At 60.1% G+C, this 11,745-nt stretch carries 11 protein-coding genes and 3 pseudogenes; 11 read left to right on the forward strand and 3 right to left on the reverse strand.

Annotated features, from left to right (window positions below; translation table 11 throughout):
* Positions 1-8: 8 nt before the first annotated feature.
* Positions 9-191 (reverse strand): hypothetical protein, encoded by a 183-nt coding sequence (locus tag AKN84_RS15235; RefSeq protein WP_050421514.1) that lies wholly within the window; start codon positions 189-191, stop codon positions 9-11.
* Positions 192-238: 47 nt separating this feature from the next.
* On the reverse strand, positions 239-571 hold the full coding sequence (locus AKN84_RS15240; RefSeq protein WP_128970839.1) for a hypothetical protein: 333 nt from the start codon (positions 569-571) through the stop codon (positions 239-241).
* A gap of 658 nt (positions 572-1,229) precedes the next feature.
* Between AKN84_RS15240 and AKN84_RS15245 the strand changes: the two genes are divergently transcribed.
* From AKN84_RS15245 to ccoS, 11 genes and pseudogenes are all read left to right on the forward strand, one after another.
* Positions 1,230-1,445: a hypothetical protein gene (locus AKN84_RS15245; protein ID WP_128970840.1), complete on the forward strand. Its 216-nt coding sequence runs from the start codon at positions 1,230-1,232 to the stop codon at positions 1,443-1,445.
* Positions 1,446-1,931: 486 nt separating this feature from the next.
* Positions 1,932-2,159: a hypothetical protein gene (locus AKN84_RS45435; protein WP_128970841.1), complete on the forward strand. Its 228-nt coding sequence runs from the start codon at positions 1,932-1,934 to the stop codon at positions 2,157-2,159.
* A 420-nt stretch (positions 2,160-2,579) separates the two neighbouring features.
* The gene (locus AKN84_RS45440; RefSeq protein WP_128970842.1) at positions 2,580-2,918 is read left to right on the forward strand and encodes a hypothetical protein; all 339 of its coding nucleotides are present in this window, start codon (positions 2,580-2,582) and stop codon (positions 2,916-2,918) included.
* A gap of 98 nt (positions 2,919-3,016) precedes the next feature.
* Positions 3,017-4,639: a cytochrome-c oxidase, cbb3-type subunit I gene (gene ccoN, locus AKN84_RS15255; RefSeq protein WP_050421518.1), complete on the forward strand. Its 1,623-nt coding sequence runs from the start codon at positions 3,017-3,019 to the stop codon at positions 4,637-4,639.
* Between the two features lie 8 nt (positions 4,640-4,647).
* On the forward strand, positions 4,648-5,382 hold the full coding sequence (ccoO, locus tag AKN84_RS15260; RefSeq protein WP_050421519.1) for a cytochrome-c oxidase, cbb3-type subunit II: 735 nt from the start codon (positions 4,648-4,650) through the stop codon (positions 5,380-5,382).
* Positions 5,383-5,393: 11 nt separating this feature from the next.
* Positions 5,394-5,558, forward strand: coding sequence for a cbb3-type cytochrome c oxidase subunit 3 (locus AKN84_RS15265; RefSeq protein WP_050421520.1), 165 nt, complete (start codon positions 5,394-5,396; stop codon positions 5,556-5,558).
* A gap of 6 nt (positions 5,559-5,564) precedes the next feature.
* A pseudogene (gene ccoP, locus AKN84_RS15270) lies at positions 5,565-6,433 on the forward strand (cytochrome-c oxidase, cbb3-type subunit III).
* Between the two features lie 76 nt (positions 6,434-6,509).
* The gene (gene ccoG, locus AKN84_RS15275; RefSeq protein WP_050421521.1) at positions 6,510-7,979 is read left to right on the forward strand and encodes a cytochrome c oxidase accessory protein CcoG; all 1,470 of its coding nucleotides are present in this window, start codon (positions 6,510-6,512) and stop codon (positions 7,977-7,979) included.
* Between the two features lie 23 nt (positions 7,980-8,002).
* A complete protein-coding gene (locus tag AKN84_RS15280; RefSeq protein ID WP_050421522.1) occupies positions 8,003-8,503 on the forward strand; it encodes a FixH family protein in 501 nt (166 codons plus the stop codon).
* Positions 8,504-8,515: 12 nt separating this feature from the next.
* Positions 8,516-10,702 (forward strand): heavy metal translocating P-type ATPase, encoded by a 2,187-nt coding sequence (locus AKN84_RS15285; RefSeq protein WP_050421599.1) that lies wholly within the window; start codon positions 8,516-8,518, stop codon positions 10,700-10,702.
* A pseudogene (gene ccoS, locus AKN84_RS48350) lies at positions 10,702-10,860 on the forward strand (cbb3-type cytochrome oxidase assembly protein CcoS); the annotation flags it as partial. The gene AKN84_RS15285 and the pseudogene ccoS, both read left to right, overlap by 1 nt.
* Before the next feature lie 130 nt (positions 10,861-10,990).
* Here the strand turns inward: ccoS and AKN84_RS45450 are convergent.
* Positions 10,991-11,286 (reverse strand): annotated as a pseudogene (locus AKN84_RS45450) (IS66 family transposase); the annotation flags it as partial.
* Positions 11,287-11,745: the final 459 nt, after the last annotated feature.

An 11,745-nucleotide genomic window follows, 5' to 3' on the forward strand; every position in this document is an offset into this window, starting at 1 on the left:
GGCGGCCGCTATCTCGGCCAGATGCGCCAGTGCGTGGGCTGCACCGCGACGTGCTCTCCGGTCATGGCCTTGATCCAGCCGCCGAAGATCCGGCGGCAAGGAAAGACCAACCGGTGAATGGTATTACCCTCGATCACCGCGATCTCCAGCTCCCGGTCAAAGGGCGCCGTTTCAATGCGCTCCCAGGTCAAGTTGCCAATAGATCCTGGACGGTGTTCATCGCCGCTGACTGACAAAATCAGGCAACCTTCCGAATACTACGGGCGAGATCGCTCGGCCGCTGCGACAACAGGCTCAGCCTGATCTCGTCCAAGCGGCGTATGGTCTCAATCGCGCCAGTTGCGGTCCGGATGCTTTGGGGCGTATCGTCGCCGATCCCGTCGTGCTGGGACGTGATCCGATCGCCGACCGAAGTATCAGGGCTGCGAAGCAGTTCCCGGGATCCGGTCGAGTCGAACCGGACCAGTTCAAGCCGCCGGTTGGTATGGATTACTGTTGTACAGCAGCTGGAGTGGACTTCCGTTCCCGCAAGCGTGCCCGCGGCGGGACAATTGTCGCCGTGGTCTGTCATGTCGAACATCCTTTGTCGGTCGGAAGTCTCCCCCTCCCACGAAGTCAGCGCGGGGCGTGGAGTCTTGATGCCCTCGAGCGCGCTCTTGCGAGTCTGGCGGCGTGTCCGTGCGAGAACGGTATGACGCCGGAATTCGCTTGATGGCATTCGGATGGGCCAGCTGCGCTCGGCCCGAACACCGCGCCGATCCGCGGGTCGATGAAGTGGCTAGCATCACACGCGGCGCAGGTGACCGGGTGCAGCTCGCTCGGTTGCGTCCGGCAGCAGTCCTGGAGCCCACTCGCCGGTACTTGGGTACGAAAAGATGATCGGGCGCCAAGGCTTTCCATCTGCCATGTGTCTGAGCTTGACTGGAAGGTCGTTTCTATCCGCAAGCCGCCACCGCTGTATTGATGCAGGTCAAAAAGAAGCTGATGCGCGTTTACGGGGCGAGGGCGAGCGGCCACTGCCAGTGCGTTGCCGGTAGTTGGCAAGCACTAAATCGAGTCATTCGGCAGAGCCGCGCATCGATCCACACAATCGCCAGCGTGTAGCGGGTTTGATGGAAATCAAAATGCAGGACGCACAATATGCAAATGTTGAGGCTGCGCAGCGCACGGGCATTGCACCATGACAACACGTGTCATTGAGCTGCGAGAGTCGCGAAGGAGATGGTAAGTTGATTGCTCGCCTTACATTGTCGTTGGTCTTGCCTGCGCTGATCGCAGCGATCGGCTACGGCGCCGAAGTCTTTAACCTTGGGCTTATCGAAACCTTGGCTGCGGCTAGCCTGATCATCGGCTTTGCCGTTGCGGCGGCAGGGTGGACCATCACGAGCGAGATGAGGCCGGTTCGCCTCATTTGCTCACGTGCGGACAGTTCTCGCCGCCGGTAGTCCTCGGCCGCCGGCGCTGGTCAGAAATGCCATTGCCCGCTGCCTGGCAGGCAGCCAGAGCTGTCGGGAATGCCTTGTGGAACTACCAAGCACCGTGCAAGGTTCGCGGCGTAACAAGCTTCCACATTGCCGTCGCTTGAAGTTGGAATTGATCGATGATCGCCATCGCAGGCGTAACGGTCCATTCTGCTCCCAACCGTCTCTTGAGAATTCTCTGGATCAGCGCCTCAACTCTGCCGGCCCAAGGCGTGAGAAGACGAGAAGCTACTGTTCCTGAGCCACATCAACCAGATGTGATCCGCCAAACCTGGACGCTTGGTGATTTGCAGCTTCTTCGGGACGAAAGAGCACTCGCATCAGCTGCCCAAGTCTCGACCTTATCTCGATGGAGCGAGAATCTTTTTAGGTGCTGCTTGAGACAAATCAAACACTCGCCTGGCGCGGCCGGCAGAATGCAAGATAAGCAAACGCACAGGAATAGGTATCATGCCTTCATTTAACGTTCGGTTCATCAAGACCGTTTGTGACGATACCGGCCACGAGCATCGTGCCTGTCAGGCGACGTTCCGGGTGCATGCAGCCTCGCTGAGTGCTGCTGCACAGCAGGCAGAAACCGATTTCTGCAGGCAAAAAGGTGTCCGTGATTGGACCATCTTCGCCGATGCGATGGAGCTTCGAACCCCGCCTGCATTGCCCCCGGCATGGGGTGGTTAGCCTGAGCTTGGCAAGGGAGGTCCGCGAATTTTGATCGTAGAGACACTCCGCGAATCCAGGCACCAGACTTACAAAACGTCTTCCCGAGCGTCGATCGAGAGAACAGCTCGCGATGCTGCCGCCAATTGAGCTGGCGGCCCTCTTGTCCGCGACACCGGAGGAGACCTCGCCCGACATTTGGCGGTCTGCTGTTCTGCGGGCTCGCAGCGCATCGTCGTCCGGCAGGGGCAATCCGGATCGACGATTTTCTCCCACAGACGGGCCTTATTTGATGAATGTCAAAAACAAGTCTGCCGCCGGCAGCTATGGCTGGTATGAGGGGTATGACACATGGTTAGCCAATCTGGATATGTCGGTCGCCCTTGGGGGTTCAAGAATCTGCTCACCCGGTTACGAGCGAAGCTGTCCCGGACAGCCGAATTGGCCTATTTGAGCGCGCAGGACATCGACGCGATCGCACGTGAACTTAATCTGTCCACGTCTGACTTTCGAAAGATGGCGCAAAATCCGGGCTATCCTGAACTCTTAAGCAAGCGCCTCGCACTTGCCGGCTTTTCCGAGAATGTGCTGGCCGCCTGCCATGGAGACGTGTTGCGCGATTTGCAGCGGGTATGCGGGCTGTGTCAGACCAAGATCCGCTGCGCGGCCGACCTCGAGCGGCGTGAGTCCGTAAATCCCCTCAAAGGCTGTCCCAACGAACATACTCTGCGCGCGCTCGCGCGTGAGATCGGCGGCACTCCGCAGCATTTTAGCGATTGATCGCGCTCGATCAACCCGTCCCCCCCAAATGTGATCTCCTGGCAATCCGCTTTCAAAGAGGCCAAGACATGCCAAGCCCACCCCTCACCGTGAAATCCATGACCATGGGTGAAGCAGGCCTGATGTCGGTATTCGCCGTTTCTGCCTATGTTTGCTTTTTCGCAGGAGCGATGGGGCACGATTCCGCATTTAGTTTCCACGCATTGCTCGCTTCCGCTGCCAGCCTGGCCGCCGCAAGCGTTATCCTCAATCGCTACTATGAACGCCCGGCGCAATTGCCGCCGGCGCAGATCAAGGGCCGGCCGAATTACAATCTCGCTCCGATCAAATTCGCCTCAGTGATGGCGATGTTCTGGGGTATCGCAGGCTTTTCAGTCGGCGTTTTTATCGCCTCGCAACTTGCCTGGCCCGCACTGAATTTCGATCTGCCTTGGACGAGCTTCGGCCGACTCCGCCCGCTGCACACGTCGGCCGTGATCTTTGCGTTCGGCGGAAACGTGCTTATCGCGACCTCCTTCTACGTCGTGCAGAAGACCTGCCGCACGCGCCTCGCCGGCGATCTTGCGCCATGGTTCGTGGTAGTTGGCTATAATTTTTTCATCCTGATCGCAGGCACCGGCTATCTGTTCGGCGCCACCCAGTCAAAGGAATACGCCGAGCCCGAATGGTACGCCGATCTCTGGCTCACTATCGTCTGGGTCACTTATCTCATAGTGTTCCTGGCGACATTGGTGAAAAGGAAAGAGCCGCACATTTTCGTCGCCAACTGGTTCTATCTCGCTTTTATCGTCACCATTGCGGTGCTCCACCTCGGCAACAATCCCGCATTACCGGTCTCCGTGTTCGGTTCGAAATCCTACATCGCCTGGGGCGGTGTGCAGGACGCCATGTTTCAGTGGTGGTACGGTCACAACGCGGTCGGTTTCTTCCTGACCGCCGGCTTTCTGGCGATCATGTACTACTTCATTCCGAAGAGAGCCGAGCGCCCGGTCTATTCCTACCGCCTCTCGATCATTCACTTCTGGGCGCTGATCTTCCTCTACATCTGGGCGGGCCCTCACCATCTACATTACACCGCGCTGCCGGATTGGACGCAGACTCTGGGCATGACGTTCTCGATCATGCTGTGGATGCCTTCATGGGGCGGCATGATCAACGGCCTGATGACGCTCTCGGGTGCGTGGGACAAGCTGCGCACAGACCCGGTGCTCCGCATGCTCGTGGTCTCCGTTGCCTTTTATGGCATGTCGACGTTTGAGGGCCCGACCATGGCAATCAAGGTCGTCAATTCGCTCAGTCATTACACCGACTGGACCGTCGGCCACGTGCATTCCGGTGCGCTGGGTTGGGTAGGCTTTGTATCGTTCGGTGCGCTCTATTGCCTGATTCCCTGGCTTTGGAATCGCGAGCTGTACAGCCTCAAGCTCGTCAACTGGCACTTCTGGATCGCCTCGATCGGGATCGTGCTCTACATCTCGGCGATGTGGGTGTCTGGTGTCCTGCAGGGCCTGATGTGGCGCGCCTATACCTCGCTAGGTTTCCTCGAATACTCCTTCATTGAGTCGGTCGAGGCTATGCATCCCTTCTACATCATTCGCGCCGCGGGCGGCGCAATGTTCCTGATTGGTGCGCTGATCATGGCCGCCAATCTCTGGATGACCGTGAATGCAAAGCAGACCGATCAAATCAAGGACACTGGGGCGCTCCAAGTCGCGGAATAGGTCATCGCATGTCTCTTTGGAACCGACACAAGATCTTTGAGAAGAACTCGATCATCCTGATCGCAGGCATCCTTGCCGTGATCGCGATCGGCGGGCTGGTTGAGATCACGCCGCTGTTCTACCTCAAGAGTACGATCGAGGTCGTGGAGGGCGTACGACCATATACCCCGCTTGAGCTTGCAGGCCGCAACATCTACGTGCGCGAAGGCTGCTATGTTTGTCACTCGCAGATGATCCGGCCATTGCGTGACGAGGTCGAGCGCTACGGACATTACTCGCTGGCCGCCGAGAGCATGTATGATCACCCGTTTCAATGGGGCTCGAAGCGTACCGGCCCGGACCTCGCACGCGTCGGCGCGAAATATTCCGATGAATGGCACGTCACGCATCTGACCAATCCGCGGGCCATCGTCCCGCGGTCGGTCATGCCCGGATACCCGAGGCTGGCGCACACCGAGCTCGACCTGACCGACATGGCCGCACATCTGCGCACCAACCGGGCGGTCGGTGTGCCCTATACCGAAGATCAGATCAAGAACGCGGTCACTGACTTGAAGACCCAGCTCGATCCTGACAGCGCGGACCTCGCCTCGTTCCAGAAGCGCTATCCGAAGGCAGCTGTGCGCAATTTCGACGGAAGCGTTGGCAATCCGACCGAACTCGATGCGCTCATCGCCTACCTGCAGATGCTCGGAACGCTGATCGATTTCAAGCTCTACGACGAAAAAGCCAATCTGCGCTGAAGGATCGTGTGATGAAAGCCGTCTTTTCCATCGAGAACCTGGCGTCAAGCTTCGTCGTAAGTCTCTGGACGCCGTTGTTTGTCGGCATCTTCATGGCCATTGTTGTTTATGCGCTGTGGCCCGGCAATAAGCGGCGTTTTGACTCTGCGGCGCGCTTGCCGCTGTGCCGGGATTGACAGACCATGACTGACCGCGACTTCGATCGGATTTCCGGCCGCTCCACGACGGGGCACGAATGGGATGGCATAAAAGAGCTCAACACGCCGCTGCCGCGCTGGTGGATCTCGACCTTCTACGCCACCATCTTTTGGGCGATCGGTTATTGGGTCGTCTATCCGGCCTGGCCGCTCCTCTCCAGCTACACGAACGGCGCATTTCATTATTCGACCCGCGCGAGCGTCGTCAACGATCTTGCCGGGCTCGAGACGCTGCGGGGCGAGAAGATGGCGGTTCTCGGCAAAGCGTCTCTGACAGAGATCGAGACGGATCCGGCCCTGCTGGCACTGGCCCGTGCCAGGGGCAAGACGGTGTTCGCAGACAATTGCGCGCCATGCCATGGCAGCGGCGGCGCAGGTGCCAAGGGTTATCCCAATCTCAACGACGATGACTGGTTGTGGGGCGGATCGCTCGATCAGATCCAGAAGACCATCCAGTTCGGCGCACGGTCCGGCCATGCCCAGGCCCATGAGGGGCAAATGCTGGCCTTCGGCCGCGACGGCATCCTCAGGAAAGATGAGATCGCCACGGTAGCGAATTACGTGCGATCGCTGTCTGGCCTGTCAACAGTCGCCAATTTCGATGCCGCGGCCGGCGCGAGGATCTTTGCCGACAATTGTGCGGCCTGCCATGGCGAGAACGCCAAAGGCAACCAGGAGCTCGCGCGCCGAATCTGACGGACCACATTTGGTTGTACGGCTCGGACGAGGAGACGCTGATCGAGACGATCAGCTATGGCCGCGCGGGCATCATGCCGGCCTGGAGCGGGCGGTTCGATCCCATCACGATCAAGGCGCTTGCGGTCTATGTGCACTCGCTCGGTGGTGGACAATAGGTGAGATGAGCCGAGAAGCCACCGGCCCATCGACGAGGCTCTAAGTCAGTCACCCGTGCCAGATGTAAGGTCGGCCATGAAGCTAGCCCCGAACAAGACTGGTCCGCGCGATGACCCGCCGATCGGCGAAGATGGGCCTCTCTATACAGCTCATAAGAAGGTCCATCCGCAGAGCGTCTGCGGCACTTTCCGCACCATCAAATGGCGGCTGATGGTGGTGTGTCTCGGCATCTACTATTTGCTGCCGTTCGTGCGTTGGCGTCGTGGCTTAGGCGCCCCCGACCAGGCGGTGTTGCTCGATTTTCCGAACCGGCGGTTCTACTTTTTCTTCATCGAGCTGTGGCCGCAGGAGCTTTATTACTTCACCGGGCTGCTCGTGCTTGCGGCGCTGGCACTATTCTTGATGAACGCTCTGGGCGGACGTATTTGGTGCGGCTATCTCTGTCCGCAAACGGCATGGACCGATCTGTTCTATGGGGTAGAGCGTTGGGTCGAGGGCGACCGTCGCGACCGGCTGAGGGCCGCCGCACGCCCGATGACGCTGGAGCGGGCGGCAAAGCGCGTGCTAAAGCACGCGGTCTGGTTGATGATCGCCTGGTGGACCGGTGGTGCCTGGGTGCTCTACTTCGCCGACGCGCATACATTGGTGCGCGATCTGGCGACATTCCAGGCGCCCGCAATCGCCTATATCTGGATCGGGATCCTGACCGTTACGACATACTTGTTGGCCGGCTACATGCGCGAACAGGTTTGCGTGTATATGTGCCCTTGGCCGCGCATCCAGGCCGCGCTCACCGACGAGTGGGCACTCAATGTCACCTACAAATACGATCGTGGCGAACAGCGCTGCTCATTGAAGAAGTCATTCGATCTGCGTGCGCGGGGCGAAAAGATCGGAGACTGCATCGACTGCAATCAATGCGTGGCGGTCTGCCCGACTGGCGTTGATATTCGCAACGGCGCCCAGCTCGGCTGCATCCAGTGCGGGCTATGCATTGACGCCTGCGATGCCGTCATGAAGAAGATCGGGCGCAAAAGTCGCCTGATCGGTTACGACAACGACATCAATATCAGGCGCCGCGTGGAAGGCAAATCGGAGGTCTTCAAGCCGGTACGGCCACGGACGATCGTATATGCGTCTTTGATCTCGGTCGTCTGTGCGACGATGCTTTATGGATTGTTGTCCAGAACACTGCTCGACGTCAACGTGCTGCACGATCGTAGTCCGATGGCGGTCAGGCTGAGCGATGGTTCGATTCGCAACGGCTACACGGTACGCGTGCTTAACAAGCTCGCCTTCGACCGCGTCATCGCGATCGACATCGATGGGCCACCTCAAACGTCCGTGCACGTCGTCGGCGTAGATTCTGTGACCGTGGAACGACCGACGATTGTCTTGGCTCGCGATACTACGACAGAACTGCGGCTATTGGTGACCGCGCCGGCCGACGACACGTCGGAACGGTCGATGCCGGTGAGATTTCGGGTCACCGACATTGGCCTCGGTGAGGTCGCCTCCGCAACGGACCACTTCGTGTTCCCCTAAGAATTACTGACGGGATCTTGCCAATGACCGCATCAATTCCAGTCGCGCGGCCCATCACCGGACGCTTTGTCCTGATCGCCATGCTCGCTTTCTTTTCGGTCGTGATCGGCGCCAATTTGATCATGATGCGTTTTGCCATCACGACGCTGCCGGGAACAGAGGTTGACAGCGCCTACAGCGCGAGCCTCGCCTATCAGCGTGAGATCCTGGCGGCGCGGGAGCAGAACGAGCGAAGCTGGCAGGTGCAGGTACATGTCCAACGGCAGTCCGATGGCCGGGCGGTGCTTGCGATCGAGGCGCGCGACCGCGCAGGCGCGCCTCTCGCAGGAATGAACTTCGAGGCCCGGCTCGAGCGACCGGTGGACCGCCGGGCCGATCGCGCGATCAATGTGGCGGAGGGCAGTGCTGGAACCTACCGAGGGAACGCCGAGGGGGTCGCTGGCGGGCGGTGGGATCTCGTGATCGAAGGCGGCGCTGACGGCCGCCGCATGTTTTTGTCGAAAAATCGCATCGTCTTGGACTAAGGGCATATGAGCATGCAGGATGACGTCGACTTTTCGCACTATTTGAAGAGGACAGAAACGGGCTTCATCCAACTCGACCTCGCGGTAGAAGGGATCAATTGCGCGGGCTGCATGGGCAAGATCGAGCGCAATCTATCGAGCATTCCGGACGTGATCTCGGCGCGCGTGAATCTCACCGACAACCGACTGGCGCTGGAATGGAAAGCAGGCGCGCTCGATCCAGCGCTGTTCATCAAGCGGCTCGCTGAACTGGGCTATCGGGCATATCCCTTTCAGCGGGACGACGCGGAGACACTGGAATCGGAGCGGGCGCGGGACTTGCTGCGGCGGCTGGGCGTGGCTGCTTTTGCCGCGATGAACGTGATGATGCTCTCGATCCCGGTATGGTCCGGCAATGTCTCGGACATGCTGCCCGAGCAGCGCGACTTCTTTCATTGGCTCTCCGCGCTGATCGTGCTGCCGGCCGCGGCTTATTCGGCGCAGCCGTTCCTCTCCTCAGCCTTTACCGCGCTACGGGCTCGCCGGGCCAATATGGACGTGCCGATCAGCATCGGCATCTTGCTCGCGTTGGCGACTTCGCTGATCGAGACTGTCGCTCATGCCGAGCATGCATATTTTGACGCGGCGATCATGTTGATCGCCTTCCTGCTCGCAGGCCGCTATCTCGACCAGAACATGAGACGGCGCACCCGCGCCTTCGCGGGCAATCTTGCCGCGCTCAAGGCGGAGACCGCCGCGAAGTTCATAGGCCCGACGGAGATCAGAACAGTTCCGGCATCAACGATCAAACCGGGGGACGTCGTGCTGGTGCGACCCGGCGAATGCTGTACCGTCGATGGCGACGTGATCGAGGGCCGCTCCGAGGTCGATCAAAGCCTCATTACGGGTGAGACCTTGCCCGCGCTCGTGGCGCCCGGCAGCGCAGTGTTCGCCGGTACATTGGTGCGATCGGGTACCTTGCGCGTCCGCGCGGTGGCGGCCTCGGAGGACACGCTGCTCGCCGAGATTTCTCGGCTACTTGATCATGCCCTGCAAGCGCGCTCGCGCTATCTACGCCTAGCCGAGCGCGCCTCGCGGCTCTACGCACCGATCGTCCATGCAACTGCCCTCCTGACGATGCTCGGTTGGCTTGCCTCTGGCGCAACCTTCCATGATGCGATTGTCACGGCGATCGCGGTCTTGATCATCACCTGCCCTTGCGCGCTGGGTCTGGCTATACCGGCGGTGCAGACCGTGGCGTCCGGCGTGCTGTTCCGGTCCGGGGTGCTGCTCAACGCCGGGGATGCGATCGAGCGCATGGCCGAAGTGAACCGGGTGGTCTTCGATAAGACCGGAACGCTGACGTTGCCGGAGCTCGATGTCGCCAATCTCGCCAGCATTCCCGACGATGTCCTCAAATTGGCGGGCCGGCTTGCATTGTCGAGCCGCCATCCGGTCGCCGCAGCCGTCGCGCGAGCTGCCGGCGCAAGCGAGCCGCTGGCCGATATCGAAGAGGAGCTGGGGCAGGGCGTTAGGGGTTACTATCAAGGGTCGGAGGTCCGGCTCGGCCGAACGTCCTTCTGCGGCGCTGAGAGCCTCGCTGAGGAGACTCTTTGCCGTGATCCAGAGGCTTCTATCGTCGCGTTTAGCCGCGGCGACAGCAAGCACGTCTTCGCCGTCCGCCAACGCATGCGGCCAGACGCGCCCGAGGTTGTCGCGGGCCTCGTGAGCCTTGGGGTCGCGGTAGAGATCGTGTCGGGAGATCGCGAGCCAGCAGTTCAGCGCACGGCCGCGACGCTCGGTATTCAAAATTGGCGCGCCGGCGTCTCGCCGACGGATAAGGTCGCCAGGGTCAAAAGCCTGACGGGCGAGGGATACAAGGTGCTGATGGTCGGCGATGGTTTGAACGATGCGCCCGCGCTCGCAACGGCTCATGCCTCGATGTCGCCTGTTACGGCCACTCATATGAGCCAGGCGGTCGCTGATGCGGTCTTCCTCGGTGAGCGTCTTCGGCCCGTGATGACGGCAGTTATGGCCTCGCGCAAGGCGCTGCGGCTGATGCGGCAGAACCTTTGGCTCGCTGTCGTCTACAATGTCCTGGCGGTGCCGGTTGCGATCGCCGGTCTGGTGACGCCGCTGATTGCCGCCGCGGCGATGTCAGGTTCGTCGGTGCTGGTCATGCTCAATGCGCTGCGGGCGCGAAGGAGCGAGGCAATCTGATGGAGGTCCTGCTCTATCTGGTTCCACTCGCTCTTGCACTGGGCTTCGTTGGCCTGCTCGGCTTTCTGTGGTCGCTGAACAGTGGTCAGTATGACGATCTCGATGGCGCGGCCTGGCGCGCCCTCGCCGATGACGAGCCCGACGAGGCGCCGGTCCAAATAGTGCAGATGGGCCAGCGTGATTGCGACGGTCTCCGCTCTGAGGAGAGTGCTATCTTGGCCGTTCCGGTGGTCCGCGGCACAGCTGAGAGACGCGCGGCTGCAAAGACATGCAGCAACAACTTGTTGATCAGGGCAATTCGTGCAGACGCGATGCGGGAAGATTGGCGATACGGGAGAGGACGTGGTCGAACCAAGCCTTGGGGGTGACCTCTTGAGGCGACAGGTCGTGATCGCCGTCAACATGATGGCGGCCCGGTTGGCGCAGCGCTGGCTGCCGGCGAAGGTCCAGTTCCACCTTCCCAAAACGATGCCTCTCAATGCACGCTCTGCACAATTGTTGGTCAAGCAGATCCTGCCTCCGTCGAGGACGCGGGCGAAATCGTGCCAGCGCCTGAGCATGTAATTCAGAGGTGTCACGACCTCGAAGGGCAGGGCGCTCTCCAACAATCGCTCGGCCGCATGCCAGTCTTCTTTCGCTTTCTTGTCCTCGCTCAGTCTCTGCAGTTCCGTTATCTCACCCCGATCAATGCGCTGCCAAATTGTTATCCGCTTACCGGCGAACCTCTTAGCCAAACCCATGCGACGATAACCGGCGTCGAGATACGGCACGACAGGGAAGTCGTCCGGTAACACTTTTAGTGAGGCAATGCGCTCCTCGATGTCACGTGGAATACCCTCACTTGGATAGCTGATGAGAGAGCGAATGAAGGAGGAAGGAATCGCGGAAGGCTCCTGTGGCGCCGCCGTATGCCGCTTTTGCAACGAGAGCAATGACGAGTCCTCGGCTCCCATGCCCCGGAAGCTTCATTGGCCGCGAGAAAGGTAGGTCCTGAAACCCATGAAGCTTGCGACTATTGAGAGCCGCGGGGGGATTTTCACTCT

It is taken from the genome of Bradyrhizobium tropiciagri (genome assembly GCF_001189845.1).
Lineage (GTDB): Bacteria > Pseudomonadota > Alphaproteobacteria > Rhizobiales > Xanthobacteraceae > Bradyrhizobium > Bradyrhizobium tropiciagri.